Source organism: Nitrososphaera sp. (assembly GCA_039938515.1).
GTDB lineage: Archaea > Thermoproteota > Nitrososphaeria > Nitrososphaerales > Nitrososphaeraceae > Nitrososphaera.
In genome coordinates, this window is record JBDUUL010000001.1 from 378,951 (window position 1) to 397,263 (window position 18,313).

22 protein-coding genes are annotated in these 18,313 nt (G+C 50.2%); 14 read left to right on the forward strand and 8 right to left on the reverse strand.

Features of this window, described 5'->3' with window-relative positions:
• Positions 1–116 precede the first annotated feature (116 nt).
• A complete protein-coding gene (locus ABI361_02300) occupies positions 117–1,001 on the reverse strand; it encodes a pentapeptide repeat-containing protein (GenBank protein ID MEO9319482.1) in 885 nt (294 codons plus the stop codon).
• A gap of 184 nt (positions 1,002–1,185) precedes the next feature.
• Here ABI361_02300 and ABI361_02305 point away from each other — a divergent pair, with 184 nt between their 5' ends.
• From ABI361_02305 to ABI361_02315, 3 genes are all read left to right on the forward strand, one after another.
• Positions 1,186–1,458, forward strand: coding sequence for a hypothetical protein (locus ABI361_02305; GenBank protein MEO9319483.1), 273 nt, complete (start codon positions 1,186–1,188; stop codon positions 1,456–1,458).
• 2 nt (positions 1,459–1,460) lie between these two features.
• Positions 1,461–1,877, forward strand: a complete 417-nt coding sequence (locus tag ABI361_02310) for a hypothetical protein (GenBank protein MEO9319484.1) — start codon at positions 1,461–1,463, stop codon at positions 1,875–1,877.
• Positions 1,878–2,217: 340 nt separating this feature from the next.
• Positions 2,218–2,409, forward strand: a complete 192-nt coding sequence (locus ABI361_02315; GenBank protein ID MEO9319485.1) for a hypothetical protein — start codon at positions 2,218–2,220, stop codon at positions 2,407–2,409.
• 7 nt (positions 2,410–2,416) lie between these two features.
• On the opposite strand, the gene ABI361_02320 is transcribed toward ABI361_02315, so the two are convergent.
• From ABI361_02320 to ABI361_02330, 3 genes are all read right to left on the reverse strand, one after another.
• Positions 2,417–3,316, reverse strand: a complete 900-nt coding sequence (locus tag ABI361_02320; GenBank protein MEO9319486.1) for a heme o synthase — start codon at positions 3,314–3,316, stop codon at positions 2,417–2,419.
• 53 nt (positions 3,317–3,369) lie between these two features.
• Positions 3,370–3,675: a hypothetical protein gene (locus ABI361_02325; GenBank protein ID MEO9319487.1), complete on the reverse strand. Its 306-nt coding sequence runs from the start codon at positions 3,673–3,675 to the stop codon at positions 3,370–3,372.
• A gap of 201 nt (positions 3,676–3,876) precedes the next feature.
• Complete coding sequence (locus tag ABI361_02330) at positions 3,877–4,146, reverse strand: hypothetical protein (protein MEO9319488.1); 270 nt, start codon at positions 4,144–4,146, stop codon at positions 3,877–3,879.
• A gap of 294 nt (positions 4,147–4,440) precedes the next feature.
• Here ABI361_02330 and ABI361_02335 point away from each other — a divergent pair, with 294 nt between their 5' ends.
• Together ABI361_02335 and ABI361_02340 are read left to right on the forward strand one after the other, a co-directional pair.
• The gene (locus tag ABI361_02335) at positions 4,441–5,424 is read left to right on the forward strand and encodes a plastocyanin/azurin family copper-binding protein (protein MEO9319489.1); all 984 of its coding nucleotides are present in this window, start codon (positions 4,441–4,443) and stop codon (positions 5,422–5,424) included.
• A gap of 63 nt (positions 5,425–5,487) precedes the next feature.
• Positions 5,488–5,877: a M67 family metallopeptidase gene (locus tag ABI361_02340; protein MEO9319490.1), complete on the forward strand. Its 390-nt coding sequence runs from the start codon at positions 5,488–5,490 to the stop codon at positions 5,875–5,877.
• A 15-nt stretch (positions 5,878–5,892) separates the two neighbouring features.
• On the opposite strand, the gene aspS is transcribed toward ABI361_02340, so the two are convergent.
• Together aspS and ABI361_02350 are read right to left on the reverse strand one after the other, a co-directional pair.
• Positions 5,893–7,188 (reverse strand): aspartate--tRNA(Asn) ligase, encoded by a 1,296-nt coding sequence (gene aspS / locus ABI361_02345; protein ID MEO9319491.1) that lies wholly within the window; start codon positions 7,186–7,188, stop codon positions 5,893–5,895.
• Positions 7,185–7,691 (reverse strand): hypothetical protein, encoded by a 507-nt coding sequence (locus ABI361_02350; GenBank protein MEO9319492.1) that lies wholly within the window; start codon positions 7,689–7,691, stop codon positions 7,185–7,187. The genes aspS and ABI361_02350 overlap by 4 nt, the downstream gene beginning before the upstream one ends.
• A 94-nt stretch (positions 7,692–7,785) precedes the next feature.
• On the opposite strand from ABI361_02350, the gene ABI361_02355 reads away from it, so the two are divergent.
• From ABI361_02355 to artG, 3 genes are read left to right on the forward strand one after another with little or no spacing between them, the layout of a single operon-like run.
• On the forward strand, positions 7,786–8,787 hold the full coding sequence (locus ABI361_02355) for an ABC transporter ATP-binding protein (protein MEO9319493.1): 1,002 nt from the start codon (positions 7,786–7,788) through the stop codon (positions 8,785–8,787).
• 33 nt (positions 8,788–8,820) lie between these two features.
• A complete protein-coding gene (locus ABI361_02360; GenBank protein MEO9319494.1) occupies positions 8,821–10,548 on the forward strand; it encodes an ATP-dependent DNA helicase in 1,728 nt (575 codons plus the stop codon).
• 38 nt (positions 10,549–10,586) lie between these two features.
• Positions 10,587–11,621, forward strand: coding sequence for a thaumarchaeosortase (gene artG / locus ABI361_02365; GenBank protein MEO9319495.1), 1,035 nt, complete (start codon positions 10,587–10,589; stop codon positions 11,619–11,621).
• A gap of 5 nt (positions 11,622–11,626) precedes the next feature.
• Here artG and ABI361_02370 read toward each other — a convergent pair whose 3' ends face one another.
• The gene (locus tag ABI361_02370; protein ID MEO9319496.1) at positions 11,627–12,769 is read right to left on the reverse strand and encodes a DNA polymerase IV; all 1,143 of its coding nucleotides are present in this window, start codon (positions 12,767–12,769) and stop codon (positions 11,627–11,629) included.
• Positions 12,770–12,843: 74 nt separating this feature from the next.
• Here ABI361_02370 and ABI361_02375 point away from each other — a divergent pair, with 74 nt between their 5' ends.
• The 5 genes from ABI361_02375 to ABI361_02395 all read left to right on the forward strand — a co-directional run bounded on the left by ABI361_02375 (position 12,844) and on the right by ABI361_02395 (position 16,597).
• Positions 12,844–13,089, forward strand: a complete 246-nt coding sequence (locus tag ABI361_02375) for a hypothetical protein (GenBank protein MEO9319497.1) — start codon at positions 12,844–12,846, stop codon at positions 13,087–13,089.
• 60 nt (positions 13,090–13,149) lie between these two features.
• Positions 13,150–13,461, forward strand: a complete 312-nt coding sequence (locus ABI361_02380; GenBank protein ID MEO9319498.1) for a DNA-binding protein — start codon at positions 13,150–13,152, stop codon at positions 13,459–13,461.
• Between the two features lie 135 nt (positions 13,462–13,596).
• Positions 13,597–14,670 (forward strand): radical SAM protein, encoded by a 1,074-nt coding sequence (locus tag ABI361_02385; protein MEO9319499.1) that lies wholly within the window; start codon positions 13,597–13,599, stop codon positions 14,668–14,670.
• 66 nt (positions 14,671–14,736) lie between these two features.
• Complete coding sequence (locus ABI361_02390; protein MEO9319500.1) at positions 14,737–15,861, forward strand: class I tRNA ligase family protein; 1,125 nt, start codon at positions 14,737–14,739, stop codon at positions 15,859–15,861.
• Complete coding sequence (locus ABI361_02395; protein MEO9319501.1) at positions 15,845–16,597, forward strand: GNAT family N-acetyltransferase; 753 nt, start codon at positions 15,845–15,847, stop codon at positions 16,595–16,597. The genes ABI361_02390 and ABI361_02395 overlap by 17 nt, the downstream gene beginning before the upstream one ends.
• 183 nt (positions 16,598–16,780) lie before the next feature.
• On the opposite strand, the gene ABI361_02400 is transcribed toward ABI361_02395, so the two are convergent.
• Positions 16,781–17,008: a hypothetical protein gene (locus ABI361_02400; GenBank protein MEO9319502.1), complete on the reverse strand. Its 228-nt coding sequence runs from the start codon at positions 17,006–17,008 to the stop codon at positions 16,781–16,783.
• A gap of 154 nt (positions 17,009–17,162) precedes the next feature.
• On the opposite strand from ABI361_02400, the gene ABI361_02405 reads away from it, so the two are divergent.
• Positions 17,163–18,251: an inositol-3-phosphate synthase gene (locus ABI361_02405; GenBank protein MEO9319503.1), complete on the forward strand. Its 1,089-nt coding sequence runs from the start codon at positions 17,163–17,165 to the stop codon at positions 18,249–18,251.
• Positions 18,252–18,313 lie beyond the last annotated feature (62 nt).

Sequence of the window (18,313 nt, forward strand, 5' to 3'; positions counted from 1 at the left end):
CGTTTCTTGCTCAGGGGCGTCTAAAGATAATAGTGGCTTATTCTTGTCAGCGCCGTGTTTGTACAAATTGCCGCCGAGATTAACCTTCTAATGCAATCGAAAAAAAGGAGAGAGAGTCAGCAGACAGGTAGTGTTCCAGCGGACGGTACCCCAGTTGGAGTACCTGTACATTTTGCGAATGTAGTGCCCGTGAGGTTGGCGCTGTTAAAGTTCGTGCCTTGAAGGTTTGCATTATCAAAGTTGGCAAACTGAAGTTTTGCAAACTCGAATTTCGCGTTTGTAAGGTCAGAGGCCTGAAAGCTCGAGTATTGCAGGTCGGAGTATCCAAGGTATGTTTGGGTCGCGTTTGTATTTTTGAATATTGCATGCTCTCCACTTACGGCTTTCATATCATCGCCTTGTACGTAGGCGCCGGTAAGATTTGCACGAATCAGGGTGGTTCCACTAAAGAAAGAGTTCTTCACAGAAGCATGTGCAAATGTAGAGTCCGTCAGATCCGTGGCGCTAAAACTTGTTTTGTCGAGATAGCAATTTGAGTAGTTTACCTGCGGATGAGGCCTAGGGCTAAGCTCGCTAGTGGCAACTACTATTCCGCTGTTATCTATGTCGATTGCTACGCACTGACTTCCGGGTATCCCCGTACTAGGTGCTAGTCCTGCAACTACGCTATCCACATGATTGTTTATTGCGTTCTGAGCTGCGGTAATAGCTGAATTGCTCGCAGGGTCTGCGGGAAGGTTGTCTGTCTTTGATTTTATCGCATTAGTTGCCGTCTGAAGGTTATTGACAGAGGTCTGGCTTGCCTTTGAATTGACATTGTTTTGAATTGCCGCGAGTCCGATTGACGGATCAGAGATTGCGGTTTGAATGTCGGTTACAATAGACAGCACATCTTTTGTACCGGCTGCGAAAGCCTGCGGTGCTACAAAGCCCGTGGCCAGTACGGCCATCAAGCCAAAGGATAGCAGTTTCCATTTGTTGCTTGTGAAAGAAGTAAACATCTCAGGCAGGCAAATAAGAATCTAATATAAAAAACCTACTGTTTCAATGGAATAGGCGCGTAGATCCCCTTGATCCGGCATATATGGCACCTGACGATGCCATCGGGCCGTTATCTGCCCGATTCTCCAAGGGGTCGCAAGCGAATAACCTGTTAAATGCAAGGTTGCGCTATCTGCAGCATAAATGAACGAGGATAAAACGAGCATCCAACAAAATAGTTCGCAGTGGGCGGAAATACTTGGCCAACTTTTTGACAGGCTTACGGGCAAAGGCGCTTCTGTGACTTATAGCTTTGACAACTTGGTTGTTGACATACCGAAGGCACAGGGCCCGGGCGGGCAGGATATGGGTAGCGCAAGGTGGACAGTTAACGGCAAGATTGTAATTACTGCCGAGGCATACGCGAGTCCCGAGCAGGCACAGCAGCCCAGGTCCACAATATCTACTGCGGCATAATAATGCTTGACGATAATCACTTGCACATCAACCGCGCCGACCCCCTTATTGACTGGTTGGCCGGCTCACTTCAATCGATTCAAAGCGGTACGGTTACGGTCGCGTTGGCAAATGAACCTGCCGCGAGGGTCACGTCAAACGCCGGAAGAATCGCAGTTGATTTATTGCGCCCGGACACTTTTCGAGATCCCGAGGACGATACGGGACTATTTGACAAGTTGAAAACTGCGGCAGAATTTGCCCAAAAGCTATCAGACAAGGGCATAACATTATCTTTTCTGCGCAAAGGCAAAGAGGCCGTCAGGCTGGGAAAGGACGCCAATCCCACTCTGTCAAAACTTGTTACAAGAAGCGATAACATCCAGCTAACGAGCATAGGACAGTTCGCCAAGCTCAGACGCGATTTCAAAGCCGGTTGAATTAGCGTTAGCTTGCTTGTACCGGATATCAGAATAACAACAAAGATCGGGTCGCAAAAAACCGCGCGGATTAGCGACGCAGGCAATGCGCCCTGCCATCCGCTTCAATGACATCTTTATTAGGCGTCCACCTATTGCTTCATAATAGATAAAGTTGTGGAGCTCCGCAAGGTTCGCTTCCCCGCCAAGGCTCGTAAATGCCAACCTATCAATACTGTATCATTTCGGGCGCGATGCTAGCCGAAATTTCAACAGCCCCGCTGGGGGTCCTTCGAGTGGAGGCGGCGTCTAGAATTTGAAGTATCCTCTTCGTAATTTAGTGTACGAGAAGATACGAAATTTGAAAACCACCACTGACGCTGACCTTTTGAACTCTATTTCAAAGGAAGGTATCGTGCTTCCAGAAGGCGAATTCAACAAGACGCTGCTGGACCTCGAGATTTTTGGCCTGATAAGGGTATCCTGGGAAACTAAAGAGAAACGCCGAGTCGAACTTGTGGCATCGGAAAACGAAGCCGGCCGAAACGAATAGGACTAGGTTAGACGGGCAGCTTGAAGTAAAACAGCGAGTCAACGGCCAGTGCAACAAAGATAACCACAAGGTAAGGCGCCGTGACCTTGTAGGCCTTCCAGGCAAATTGGGGAGTCGGGTTTTTTGTCAATTTATAATGATATAACAGCATGAGGCCACCGGAAGCCCCTGCGATTACCTCATACAGCAGGCCGGGGCCAGGGTTTAGAAAATACAGGGACAGAGAGTAGGGGAGCAGGATGGCAGTATTGAGCAGTATGTAACTTGCAGTCCGCTGGTTGCCAATTAGTACAGGCAACATGGGCACACGCACGCTAGCATACTCTTCCCTAGCCTTGATAGCCAAGCACCAAAAGTGAGGGGGCGTCCACATGAACACAAGCCATCCCACCATAAAGCCAAGAAGGTCGACAGAGCCGGTAGTCGTCGCCCAGCCAGCCATAGACGCTGCGCTCCCTGCAAATCCGCCGATGACGATATTTGATGCGTTGCTCCGCTTGAGCCAGGCAGTGTAGATTACTGTGTAAAAGAAGATTCCAAGAGCAATCATGCCCGTTGCGACGGGGTTCAAAGTGAACCACGCAATAACGACGGAAAGCACCGATATGCCAATGCCGTAATACAGGACGTTTCTTGCAGACAATCTGCCGGCAGGTATGGGGCGGTTAGCCGTTCGCTCCATTATCCTGTCTATGTCCCTGTCATAGTAGTGGTTTAGAGCGCTCGCACCCATGGAAGCAAGTGAACCGCTTAGGACAAGAAAGCCGAGCTTCCATGCCGAGACATCCCAGGCCACATTTGGGGTTGAATCATAACGAGTTGCAGCGAGCATAGAGGTCACAGCTGTAATAACGAGGACGACTACGATTCTTGGTTTTGAGACCTCTACGTAATCCTTAAAGCCCACAGAGCCGCCACGTGGCTGTACTGGTTTTCTTGCATTTAATTTATTCGCTAAGGCTAGCCTGAGACCAAATGCTTCAGATTTTCAACCTGCAGGCGAAAGAAGGTCAGAATCTTTCGCTTCAAGAGTGCATGTTCGGCGTTTGACAGGCCGCACCCGCAGTCCGATGAATCGTCGAGCATGTGGGCCTCGGCAGCTTCGAGTACCTTAGATGCATTCAGGCGCACCTGTCCCAAGTCACAGCCACTTTCCACTACACCGTTTGCCCTTTCAAGCATGTCGAGCAGATTAACAGTGGTTAGCCAGGCATCCTGGACGCTATCAGAGTCGCTAATTACAAAGAGGTCTGCAATCGAAGTCAATTACAGATTAGGACCTTGTGCGCCGACCTTAACAGAATACATCAGTTTTTTTTGACGGGCCGAACTAGACAAATAAAGCCCTTGGGACATTTCTGTGTCTGCAGCCTGAGGCAGCATTTACCCTTCGCCCCGACGAGAGCCATTGCAACCCTTGGAGATGTGGCAGGCTATGGCGGGAAATTAGCTAGCGACGCAGATAGGCTAGCTCACGCACAGCCCGAACCCCTTTGCATCAAGCTCGGCCCTGAGTCTTTCATCCACATAGGCGTTGTAAGAGGCAATATCGGGGAATACAATTCCCTTTGAAGCAATTTCCTGCTGGATTTTGGCTCTTATTTCGTGCATAATCCCCGGACACTCCTGCTTGAGGTAATTGTCGTATGCGACTGCTGTGACGTATACAGTCGCGACAACCACCAAAAAAAGGGAGACTGAACGCCAGACTAACAGCCGGGGAGTACTAGTAGTCAATAAACGAGCAATACCACATACTTCACTTAATTAAGGAATCTCCCGACAAGTTGTCCACAGAAAGAATCTGGAGGGTTCGGTGGGGGCTCGATGATACTATCCGTCCCGGACATGTCGCCATCCGTCTCTTACGAATCCGAACACGTGTCAAATTAGTTTTAAACCCCAGATGTTATGCAAATATTTCATCCCTGCAGGCAGGAGCCAGCGTCGATATCCGACTTGCAAAAGCCTTGAAGCAAAAATCCAGAAACGATTAAGTATGCCAGAATGAGGCTCAGTTATCAGGCTCAAATGACTGATTGGGATCTGCTGACCCCGGGCATAGGCCTTACGACCATTGGAATTGTCGGCGTCGGGTTATCACTTTCAGGGATTGCCAATACCTTTCTGGACGGCATGAATGCCGTCACCCTGCTAACGATGTACATCGGTCTCATATTCTTGACCTCGGGGTTATTCAAAGACGGCTTCCCTACCTCAGGCAAGGCAAAGTCGGCCACCTTTATCACCCTCGGATTTCTTGTCACATTTGGGGTGGCGGCAGCTGTGACGGTAAGCGTTCAGGTGCCGAGCATTTATGCTTACATTGGCCTGATGGCCATGATAGGGATTCCCGCTTCAGTACTTACAGTTGCAGCCTCGCGACAGAGTCCTTACCTCAAGGCACTCGCGATAATCTTCATTTCCGCAGCCGTCGTCGGCGGACTCACATTCTACCTATTCGGTCTGGCTACACCCAAGATAGCGACGCCATCGGCCCCTGCTCAAAACACCTCTTCAACGGCAAAGAACTCGACTAGCGCACAACCTGCAGTCAAACCCAGTATGGTGGTTGAAATACTGCCTGGCGCGTCGGCCCAAAATAACCCTGCTTTCAAGCCGGCCGACTTCAAGTCTGGCAGCGGAACCTTTGTCTGGATGAATAAAGACAACGTTCCTCACACTATAACAAGCTCGGCGGACAATGGAAAATCATTTGACTCGGGAATCATTTCTGCAGGAAAGAATTTCTCACTTGATGCATCGAAACTAAAGCCCGGCCAATACGGCTATTATTGCACAATCCATCCGTACATGAAGGGTTCGTTCACGCTATCCTCTTCAAACAGCACTGGAGCGGCGCCATCTAGCGCCAACACGACTCAGGTAAAGAACGCTAGCCTCACTTACGGCCAGGCGGGGTTACAAATGGTCACAGTCCCAACCTCTTTACAGCCGGGCAACAGCACCAGCTTCGCTGCCGCCGCAATCGATACCATTGCATTCAGACCTTAGATTTGTAGAATCGTTTGCAAGGGACAACATTGCCCGATAAAATCGCAAGTCGAATGAATCCACTTGAAAAGTATAATCATTTCTGCTAGCAACCTCCGGGCTCTCGAAGACCATGCAAATTGCTCCTTACCTTCCGAGTCGTGTGCACTGCTTTTGGGAGTCTTGAATACTGTCAAGGAAGTAAGGATCATGAAGAACTCGGACGGGGATTCGCCTCATAGTTTCAGCATTGATCCACAAGAGCTGCTTGCAGCATATTCCGATGCCGAGGCTGAGGGCCTGGACGTAGTTGGAATCTTCCACTCCCATCCCGGCCGCCCGAGTCCTTCCTCGACGGATGTCAAGTTTATGGAAATTAACGGCGTCGTATGGCTCATTTACTCGACAACCGAAAGATCCTTTGGAGCATACTTCCTGGATTCCGGCAGAATTGACCAAGTCAAAATCGAGTAAAAGTGACCTGCTGCTCTAGGGCGTGAGTCTGTCGGTGTCCCTTGGATACAGCACCACGTCTCGAACGTTCTGTGAGCCCGTAAGAACCATCATCAGGCGGTCATAGCCTAGCCCGCATCCGGCGTGCGGAGGCATGCCCCACTCAAATGCCTTGAGATGCTCGGCGAAACTTGCGGGATTGAGGCCCTGTTCGACAAGCCTAGTCTTGAGCTTGTTCTGGTCGTAAAGCCTGGTTCCGCCTGAAACTAGTTCAAGGTATCCAAACTGAAGGTCGAAGGATTCAGAAAGGCTCGGATTATCCTCTTTTTCATGAATGTAGAAAGGCTTTAGCTTCAGCGGCCAGTCTGTTATGAAGTAGAAACCGGGATGCTTTTCACCCAGCTTGCGAAGCGAGGCATCAGAGAGGTCGTCGCCCAGTTCGATTTTCTCATCCATCGAGTTAAGCTCATCGACACAGTCAGAATACGCAAGCCGGGGGATTGAGTCGAGAGCCAGGTCGTGTCCGGAGCCCGCTTTTTCAAGATCTGACGCGTGTTTTTCACGAAATTCATGGATAATGCTTTTCACAATTCTTTCGACTATTTCCATTACATCCCGGTAGTCGATAAAGGCAGCCTCAAGGTCGACGCTTGTAAACTCTGTCAGGTGCCTTACCGTATGGGAATTTTCTGCCCGAAAATATGGGCCGATTTCAAACACGCGGTCAAGTGCCAGCGTCAGCTGTTCCTTGTAAAGCTGGGGGCTTTGTGCGAGATAGGCTCTTTTCTTAAAGTAGTCAAAGCCAAAAAGGTTCGCACCGCCCTCACTGGCGCTTCCGATTATCTTGGGAGTGTTCACCTCGAGGAAACCCTCGGACCTGAGGGTGTTTCGTATCGACTGCAAGCCGGCGGATCTCAGCTTGAAAAGGGCTGCAACCTTGGGATTTCGGAGGTCGAGCGCGCGAGCATCAAGCCTCTTGTCAGGAGCGGACTCAACCCTGCCTGTAGGGTCTATAGGAAGCGGCTGAACGGCAGTGGCAAGCACGGTAAAATCGCTGACCTTGATTTCTACAGGAAAGTCTTTTGCTTTGCTTTTTTGGACAATTCCCGAGACAACAACCGAGCTCTGCCTAGGCGCCTGCAGAATCTCTTTGACCCGCTCGCCAGTCACAATCGCTTGGGCAGGTCCTGTAATGTCCCGGATAATGAGAAATGCGAGTTTGCCGATATCGCGTACATCCTCGATCCAGCCTCCAAGCGTAACCGGAGTTCCTATCAGCGACTCGCTTAACTGACTTGAATAATGTGTCCGGGTCGGTCTATCTGCGGTCACTTTTGCTCAAACTCGACAAGCAAATCCATGTTCCTAACCGCTTTTGCTATTTTAGCTATCTTGGAAGTATCGAGCCGAGCCCTTTGAGCATTTCCCTCGGCCATCACCTTTGTAAGCTTCGTTCCATCGGGCAGCCAGAAGAGATTAACGCTCAGAATGCGGACGGGATAGAAGAGATTTTCGACGAAACTGCGATCCGACGTGTCTGACTCGACGAACCAGACTTTGCGGTTGAACTCCCTTTCTATTCGCTGCGGTATCGATGCGTTTGACTTTGCGGCATTGACATCTGATGCCCGCACGACAAGGACGAGGTCTCCGTCGGCCGAAGCGGCCTTGAATAATGTGAACTTCGCAATTTCGGGGAACCGTTCAGCCAGGCGTGTCAGCTTTATCGATGCATCGATATCATCGGGAGTAAGGTCGCCTGCACGCAATTTTGCGTCGCACTTGGAACACAGTACGCCGGACTTGGCATCAAAGGCGCAAATAAGAGACTTCACCGACTATAAACTATCGCTAATCTACAGGTCGGTAATATATCCTAACTGGATTCACTCAGATAGTATTATTATAGACAGGAAACAACCCGCCTGCATGCCCTCGGATCCAAAGTTGGCAGTTGCCGGACTCAAGGCCTACTACTTTGGTGATAAACGTCCAATTCGCGCCGTTGATGACGTCAATTTTGTCGTTTCAAAGGGCGACTGCTTGGCGATAGTCGGCGAGTCAGGATGCGGCAAGAGTACGCTCGGCTCTGCGATCATGGGTTCCTTACAGTCTCCTGGCAGGATAGTTGAAGGAATGATCACCCTGGATGGAGCAAAGCTCAATGAACTGTCCTCCAAGGAATTTGACGAGAAGGTGAGGTGGAAAAAGATTTCAATGGTTTTTCAAGGAGCCATGAATTCCCTCGACCCCGTTTATTCTATTATGGATCAGATGACGGAACTGCTCAAGGTTCACGGCGCCAAGGGGCCATACGATGCTACGGTCATGCGGTCTCTCCAATCAGTCGGACTCGAGCCGGAGGTTGCCCGCCTCCACCCACATGAACTTTCGGGCGGCATGAAGCAGCGGGTGCTAATAGCGATGTCCCTTCTCCTTGAACCCGAACTGCTAATCGCAGACGAGCCGACGACAGCTCTTGACGTAATCGTCCAGCGCGAAATAATAGAACTGCTGCAGAGCAAGCGCCAAAATGACAGAATTGCCATCATTCTAATCACACATGACCTATCGCTTGTGTCGCTTATCGCTAACAAGATTGCCATCATGTATGCAGGGCAGATAGTGGAAATGGCGTCTGCCTCAGAAATTTACACCTCCCCAAAACACCCCTATACGCGTGCGCTGATTAGCGCAATTCCACGGCTCCGTTCGAACGAAAAGAAATTGCGATTCATCCCCGGGAGGCCTCCGGATTTGTCATCTCACATAGAGGGGTGTCGCTTCCGCGACAGGTGCCCTACACCTCGTGACATCTGTAGAAGGGAGCCCCCCGAATTCAAAACATCAAATGGAGGCTACGTCAGGTGCTGGCTCTACGATCCGGATTTGGCTGCAGGCACTGAGTCCGGGATCGCTTCCCAACATTAAAAAGCTAGATTGGTCACTGGCAATCAGCGCAACGTGTCGATTCTAGAATTTTTTCCCTTGCCGACTATTCGAGAGAGGCAAAAGGAGGTACTATTAGGATTTGAATCCGCGATAAAGAGCGGTTTTAAGCATATCTTCTTCGAGGCGCCAACGGGCTTTGGCAAGAGCCCCGTAGCTATTGCTCTTGCATTGTATATGGGAAATTCTCATATTTGCACCGCTACCAAGGACCTTCAGTCCCAGTACCTGCGCGACTTTCCGTTTATCTTTGATGTCAGGGGGAGGTCTAATTTTTCTTGCAACGTCAAGGAGGACATGGGATTGTCGGAGACTTGCGAGTACGGCCCGTGTGTCAGAGACGACGGCTACGATTGCTCATTCAAGACCCGCCTTGCGGACTACAGGGTACTTGGAAGTGGCACAAGAGAAGAGGCAGTCGTAATCGACAAGGTGGCTGAAAACCGGTACCGCGAGGACTTTGCAAAGAAATCCAGGCTGGTATCTCTCCACTGGAGGCCGTGTGAGTACTATGAACAAAAGTGGAAGGGGGCCAAGGCCAGCCACACTGTTTACAACTATCGCTACTTTCTCTCAGATTTTTTCTATGCAGGGAATACTCAAAAGAGAAACCTGCTAGTCTTTGACGAGGCGCACCAGCTAGAGTCAGAGGTCGGCGACTTTAGGAGTTTTACCATCCATCGGAACATGCTCAGGCTGGTTAAACTGCAAATGCCTACATCAAGAACCGATGAAATAGAAGTTTGGCTGGAATTTTGCAGAGAATACCGGGAAAAGCTCGACGAGTTTGCAGACAAGGCGGCAAGAATCCTCGAGCGGAGCGACCAGCGGGTATCCATGGAGCCTTATACTGAAAAAAATGTAATAGATGCGGTAGAACGCGCCAAGACCTTGGGCGATTTGCTCAACGATATAAGGGCTAACAAGGATAACTGGATTGTCTCATCTCTTCAAAAGGACGCCAGCACCGGCGAACTCACAAGAGTCACGGTTACGCCGCTGGACATTTCCTCTTATTTTGGGAGTGTCCTTGAGAAAGCTTCAGTCGCCTTGTTCATGAGCGCGACAATCCTCAGCAAAGAATACCTTTGCAAGACTGTCGGCTTGGCTCCGGATTCCGTAAAGTTTATTCGAATACCAGAGTCGGATTTCCCCGCCATAAACCGCCCGATTTACAATCAATCCGTCGCTTGGTTAAATGCAAGAACGATCGGTGAGAGCATGCCAAATATCATCCGCGCGGTAGACCAAATCATGAACAAGCACAAGGACGAGAAGGGCATTATACACACCACTTCGTATACGCAGGTTGAAGCCATAGCGAACGGCCTCAGTCAGACAAATTCTGCACGCTTAATCCAGACAGGATCAAAGATTGAAAGAGACGAGGTTTTGCGGAGGCACTTCAGGAGTAAAACCCCGAGCGTGTTGATTTCTCCGTCTCTCCACCAGGGCGTGGATCTTAAGGATGACCTTTCAAGGTTCCAGATAATCGTCAAGGTCCCGTATCCGGATTTGACCGATCGAAAGGTGGCCGCGCTTAAGCAGCGAAATCCAAGTTGGTACATGTGGGTAACGATACTCAGGCTTGTCCAGTCATACGGTCGTTCGGTTAGAAGCAAAGAGGATTTTGCGGCGACGTATATACTCGATAGCAGCTTCGATTACGTCCGGCGGAACTCGGGTGACATGTTCCCCCCTTGGTTTACCGAAGCAATTGTCCCGGCCGTGCGCTTGTCGTAGAACATTTTTATCTCGTTCTGAGTCAATCGCCTCCGGCATTGTCCCGCGATACCGCCGCTCCTCCGCGCCAGAGCCAGGGCCAGACAATATTCGGGATAAACACCAGCATTGCGGTGACGCTTGTGCTCATTTCGCCTGTAATATTCACGCTCATTGCTTACCCGGACTCCTTCAGCCTCTCCTGGAATCAGGGAAGAGGAGGCCTGCTGTTTGCTATGGCCTTTATCGCTGCGGAACTTGCAGGGATAAGATATCAGGTGAGCCAGAAGCGCTTTCTAATCGTTGTTGCGATGGCTGCCCTAACGATTGCCTACTTTGCGGCACTTCCATACGGTCTTTTGGCATGGATCAAGCATTCCGCCCCGTCTTTTGTTTCGCTTGCCGACAGCTGGCAGTGGATGTGGGACTTTGCCGTAATGTCCATCTTTGTCGTATCCTCACTCGTAGTGCTATTTGGAAGAAAATGGCATAAACTCGCAGCTGCAGGAGCGATCTACCTCATAGGAATGGCAGTAATCCTTTCACTGGACGCGTTCTTTCCATATGACAGCCTAGGGCCACTGCAGTACGTAGTTCCAATTTATTTGCAGATAGATAGCGCCGTAATCTCCTTCATAGATACTTACATCGTCAACGTTGGACCTGCGGACCCGGCGAGCCACGCACCGCCGTCAGTTGCGACAGGAAATCTAATAGTTCTCAACGGACTCCATGGCGGTATGGCTCTCAGAGTGTTCTGGCCATCTGCAGGCGTGCATAGCATGATAATCTACACGCTTGTAATGCTTGCCTTTTTACTAAAGATGGATATGCCCACGAAGCGCAAGTTGATTTACTTTGCCATAGGGACAATCGGGACCGCCGCTGTTAATGTGGTCAGGATCACATCATTGTCCCTTTACGCGCTGGTCGTAACCACAGACGTGAATCAATGGCAAGCATTTCATTCGGTTGCCGGAGAGATAATGTTCCTTCCGTGGCTGGGCATTTACCTTGCAATTATCATGTTCACAGAGAACAAGCGCATAAAGTATTCCAGAGGCGCGTCGACCAGCAAAGCCGCCGCAGTGTAGTCTTTTTAGCCTGCAAAATCCAGCAGGCTTTTCTCTCCCGACCTGCTGTGCAAATCGGACAGTTTGACTCCTACGCGGCGCACCTTCCTGTCCAGTCCGTCCTTGATCGATTCCCGGAGAAGATTCATACAATTAATTTTCAGCTCCTCATAACCCGAACAGCTGGTCTTTAGCATCCTCGAGCGCGTGAGGTTTCTCAGATTAGAAAGGATCAGAAGGAGGGTGACTGTCCTAAAGGAGATATCTTGTTCGGCGGTCTTTTGAAACAAGAACGCGCATATCTCTTCAACATAGGGGACCATTTCGGATTCTGACTCCGCGTCCCGCTTCAATGTAACGATGTGTGAGATTTGGCTGGTGCCTGCCCTAGATCCAATAACAGCCTCGTCCTCAACACCGCGCGCTGCTCTGAACAGGTACGCACCGGTTTTGTTGCCAAATGCACTTACCAATTCAAATGAGCTCAGCCTCCGAAGGTCGGCAATGTTTCTAACCGACATCTTCTCCGCAAGCATTGCGGCCGTCCTCGATCCGATTCCCGGGATAGCCCGTACATCAAGCTGGGAGACAAAGTCTGCCAAATCGGAAGGCCGTATTACTGTCAGGCCCTCAGGCTTTCGGTAATCTGATGCTATCTTTGCTGCGAGTTTGTTTGGGGCAACCCCGATCGAACACGTGAGACCAAGTTCGGACAGTACTTGGGCCTTAATCCTGCTTGCGAGCTCTGCGGCTTGGTCATAATCGCACTTCGTACGGGAAGAGACATCAAGATAACACTCGTCAATGCCCTTAAGTTCAAAGATATCAGCAGATTGTTTTAGAATCGCCATTGCTTTCGAGGAGATATCAAAGTAATACGTCCGGTCAATCGGCAGGAATGCGCCCTTAACCCCGGCACTAGAGAGTCGAGATATCGCGGTGGAGATTGGGATGCCGGATTTTACGCCGTATTTTCTGGCTAGATAGTTTGAGGTACTCACCACTCCGCTGGTTTCCGACCTGCCGGAATATGCGCAAACCACGACCGGCTCGCCTTTGAGTTCCGGCCTCCGCAGTTCCTCGCACTGCGCAAAAAAGTAATCAAAATCCACATGCATTACGATCCGCCGCGGACTGGCATCCGGCGCGATTTCCGGAGCAACAGACATGAGTGTCATTGGAGCTGATTTTTGATTAAACTTTTCGATAGACAAATAGGTCTGCACAAAGCCCGTATTACAAAATGGAAGGCTCCAGCGAGGAGTATCCTGTAAGCCTGCAGCCGGACGGAAACATCAAGCTGAAAACAGATAAAATGGCTGTTGACAAGCTTTATCACTGCATAGCCGAAGACAGGGTGTATCTGTTCTACAAGGACGAGAACGAACTTCTAAACTGTTACGAGATAGAGGATCAGAAGGTGGTCGACGAGATCAGGGCTAGGCCCCACGACCTTGAGGAGATCTTGAAGGCGTATTCTCGTCAGTAAAGCGGCTGCATAGATACTAGACAAACAATATAAGCTACCCCGTTGAATACGTCAATACGATTGTCCTCGAGCACAACCAACACAGCAAGGCCCAGCAAAGCCAGTAACGAGATTTTTATCGGCAAAAAACCGCTAATGACATACGTGACAGCAACGCTCGTCCAGCTCGCCAACGAACCCACCGTCATAATAAAGGCAAGGGGCAAGAGCATTACACGGGCAGTTGACGTAGCTCAAATCATTGTGAAGAGGATGGACACCATGGGATACAAGATCGGCCCGATAAGACTTGGTTCGGAAACTGTCCAGTCGGAAGACGGACGTGTCAGAAACGTATCCACCATAGAAGTGCCAATTGTCCGCGCCAAGTAAATTAGCGCGGCATTATTGTCGAATGCATAAAGGATGCTCCATACACACACATCAGTAATTTCGCGCCCAGATTTATCATGGAATAGATTCTTTCCCCTTCACAATTGCTAAATAGTTCAGAGCCGTCGTTCTGGCGTGGTTGACACAATTCGGACACTCAAGCTTCTGGGCAAGTGGTCTGGAAATCGGGCAATGGGCAGGAGGAGGCCGCTTGTTGCAGTGTTCAGCATGACGCATTATTGTAATTTCTACTGTCCGATGTGTCCGTTTGGCGACCCGGACAAAGATGGTCAGATAAAACTCGCCCGTTCCAAGGACCTCACAACGCAGCAGTGGAAGTTAATTTTTGAAAAGGTGTCCGAGTATTGTGTCTGGTCGATAATCGAGGGCGGTGAGCCGACCAGCAGGCCGGACTTCATGGAGCTCGTTAGCTATCTTCATTCACTTGGGATGCCGATAACGCTCATCACCAATTGTTCACTTTTGCACACTATTGACCTCGATGAACTGAAAAGGCAGATTCAGTTCATAACATGCAGCATTGACTCCGTCCACCAGGAATCGTATTGCAAAGTCAGGGGCGTTCCGGCCGAGATCTATCGCAGGGTGATGGACAATCTGATACTGCTAAAGGAACATGGGGTGCCTCATTATTTCAACAGTGTGATAACAAAATTCAACACAGACGAGTTCATTGACAAGAGTTATTTTGAAAAGGCGCTAGGGCTTGGTGCAGACGCCGTTTCATTTACATTCGTCGAGGACCGCTCAGATGTCGACTACTCTTTGCTTCCCGACAGACAAACAATGTCGAAAGTCAGCAGGAGCATTCTGGAGCATATCGACAGTAAAAAGCCGCCGTACGTAATGTTACCTCGTGAATATTTCGAACAGATAGCGGAGCATGGCAGAGGACATTTTGACGAGTGTGGTGTATGGAAGAGCATTTTTGTAAACGGGAATGGAACCGTGATGGTCCCCTGCTGGAAGTTCAGCTCACCAGAGAATACCTTCAACCTCTTGGAGAAAAGCGTCGGTGAGATATGGGATGCACCTCAGTGGGACATAGCACGGACTTGCCACGATTGCCAGGTACTTGGATGCATCTGGTATTCCTCCCAACCTGTGACTACTTTTGCCAAAAATTACATGAGGGGCCTCTCGAAAATAATCGGCCAGCATAGACCGGAACTAGAGTCCAATATCTAGGGCAACTGGATCTGCGCATGTGTTATGGCCAGAATGCTAAAATTATTCGACCAAAGGTCTCGGCGCTTGGTACCAATCGGAGATGTTCAAGGGAAAAGACAGCCTGTGAGCATCATGCTCTGCGGTCCCACCGTCTACGACAATCTTCACGTCGGGCACGCAAGAATGTTGCTGACGTACGATCTTGTTGCAAGAATATTGCGATATGCGGGTCATTCCGTTGAGGTGCTGCTCAATACAACAGATATTGACGCCAAAATCTTTCAAAAGTCTCTGCAGAGGAAGGTGCCACCCGCAGAAATCTCAGATTGGTATTTCAGGGAAATGCTGCGCGATCTGGCCAGATTGAACATTTCCGAATTTACCCTTGCCAAGGTTTCCAATTACATGGGTTACGCAGGCAAGCTGGTGCAGGAATTGCTTTCGGAAGGGCTTGCCTATTACTCGGCAGGCAGATATTATCTGAGGACAGGCCACGACCCGGGATGGGGCGGGATCTCGCACATGTCGCATGAAGAAATACAAGACTGTAGGCTGGACATCGCCGAGTCCAAGCATTCGGCTCATGACATTCTGATTTGGAGCGCCGCAGAAGACGCATTTGATATCTGCCTGAGAGGCCAGGAGAAGCCGCCGGGCATTCCTTGGTGGCACATGCAAGACACCTCAGTTGCAATGGCAAACTATGCAGGCGCGTACGACCTTCAGGGCGGAGCAGGGGAGCTTGCATATCCGCACCACGAATCGCAACGTGCCCAGTTAGCCGCAATAACAGGCCGCGACTCGCCCGTCAGGGCTTTTACGTATGTAGGGCTTGTGACAGGAACGGCAGGCACAAAGATGTCAAAGTCGCTGGGAAACACAGTCAGGCTGACTGATGCCGTTGCGGCAAGCAGCGCAAATGCATTGAGGCTATTCTGCTTTTCTTCGAGCTACTCAAAGCCTCTGAAATTCTCCTGGGAGGCCCTGCAGAAATTTGAAAAAAAGGACAGACGCGTTATGGGAAGCATTCTGAGCGTCGCGGAAGATACCTCAGGAGGCAGTCCAAACTCCAAGCTGATGGGCAGGTTCATAGAGAGTCTTTGTGAGGATCTTGACACTGTTTCGGCTCTGGAGATTCTTGACTTGGCGCTATCCGACGAAGATCCAAGCGCACTAGAAATGGCGAGGTTGCTTGGACTTCGATACTGAGCTGATGGAGGAGGGGGAGTGGGGCTTTTGCTCCATGTGGACAGAAGCGTTTGAACCTTTCTGCGGCCGGCTGCTTTTAAACAAGAGCCTGGCGCAGGACTATTTTTTCAATCGATGCTCCTTGAACGGATGTCGAGATCTGGACAGGGAAATTCAAAAACTCCGGTCGATTCGCAATGACCAGGGAATTGAATTCGCTGTCTATGAGCGCTCGGATTCACTTGCAAAAAAAGACCTTGCCCTGATCGATGTCATGTATACGCTAGTTAAGCCAGTCACCGAAGCAGCCGGCCCGCGTTTGAAAGGCATCGAGGATTTACACTATGAAGTCATTGAGGCAGGAGACGATGCGTTGCGCAGTGAATGGGGGAAAGTCTTTTGCAGGTCATTCGAGGTGCCCCATTGGTCAAGCGAAGTTTTGCGCATCACGAATCAGGACAGGTTTAGAGAAACTGTAAGCCTAAAGCTCGCAAGATCAGGTGAAAAATTTGTGGGCTGTTTAGCGGCTCATTCACACCGAGGCTTGGCCGGGCTCTATTGCCTCGGGACACTGCCTGAGTGGAGGCGCATGGGGGCCGCTACAGCCCTCCTGAGAAGCACCACCTGTGAAGGAGCTGGGCAAATCTACCTGCAGGCGCTCAGGAGTGAACAAAACGTAGCTTTCTACGAAAGAGAGGGATTTGTCGTGAAGTACTCAAAGTCGATATACTCTCTGAATTCGCATCCGACCCTGTAATATGATAAATAACGATTCACACACTCGTCGCGTAACCTATCATCTGGAAAAATTTTCGAATTTTTCGCCCAAATCATGCTTCGATACTAGATGAACGAACCTGTAAATATCATACTCGGGATTTGAGATCGAATCCTCCAGATGTCGCCATTTTTCGTACCAGAGACTGGCAGCAGGCGCCCCTCATGCCAAGTCTTGGGGTGCTTTGAGCCTGCGGCGGTCTACGTCGTCGTCGAGGAAACAGAGGCCGACGCGTGCAAACTCAGCGTCATCCCCGTTCTTGAAACCGATGCTCGAGATGACAGAGAGCTTAATGCCTTCAAACTGATACTGCATCTCTGCTCGCGACACGATTATGACTTCAAGTATCTGCTGAGAAGCAATGAACTCGAGATCGCTAGGCGCCGCCATCTTACGCTGCGCGAGATCCAATAGTTAGACCATGGAGTACAACAGTACTCGCCGTTCTTCCCCCCTGGTCGCCGGTTCCTGCATAGTAGGGTCTATGTAGGTCGGCGGGGGCGAACTTATAGTATATTAATGTCAATTGGATGGTCAGTTTCGTATGGGTAGAAAGGTCAAGGTAGCGGTTGCAGGCGTCGGAAACTGTGCATCTGCCCTGATTCAAGGCACAAAATTCTATGATCCGGCCGCAAAAGCCAAGCGACCCGAAGGCGACAGGATTGGCCTTACCGCCTTTAACTTGGGTGGCATAGAACCCCAAGACATCGAGTTCGTTGCTGCGTTTGACGTTGCGGATACCAAAGTTGGCAAGGACCTCTCTGAAGCAATGTTTGCGTCTCCAAATAACACCGTCAGGATAGTAAAGGACGTTGGTCGTTTCGATCTCAAGGTCCAGAAAGGAGAAGTGCTTGACGGCATCGGCAGGCATCTGTCGCAAAAGGTAAAGGTGTCAAGTGCTGCTCCGGTCAACGTCGCCAAAGTACTCAAAGAGTCGGGTGCAGAGGTCCTCTTGAACTACCTGCCGGTCGGGAGCAGGCGTGCGACCCAATACTACGCGGAGAGCTGTCTCGACGCGGGCTGTGCCTTTGTAAACGCAATCCCGGTTTTTATAGCGTCGACCCCCAAATGGCAGCAAGCGTTTGCCGGCAAAGGGCTGGTCTGCGCCGGAGATGACGTCATGAGCCAGCTTGGCGCGACGGTTGTTCACAAGACCTTGGTCAAATTATTCGTGGACAGAGGGGTCAAGATCGACCAGACATACCAGCTTAACATCGGAGGCGACATGGACTTTTACAATATGCTCGACGAAGACAGGCTTGAGGACAAGAGGATTAGCAAGACCAGCGCGGTGGCTGCAATGGCACCTTATGAGATTCCAATGCGGATCGGTCCTTCAGACTATGTCTCATTCTTGGAAAACGACAAAGTCTGCTACATTTCCCTAAAAGGCCAGTATTTTGGCGGCATACCAGTCGAACTTGACTTGAAACTAAAAGTTGTCGACGCCTACAACAGTGCGGGAGTTATGATAGACGCAGTGAGAGCTGTCAAAATAGCCCTTGACAGGGGCATATCCGGCCCCCTTGAGAGCATCTCGGCGTATTGTTTCAAGCATCCGCCAATTCAAATGCCCTATTCTGTGGCCAAGGCGAATTTTCTAGAGTTTGTTGAGGGAAAGAGAGAGCGTTAAAAATTCGACGCAAAAAGTATTCACCAAAAGGAGACTGACAGTCTGCTAGAAGGCATAATTAG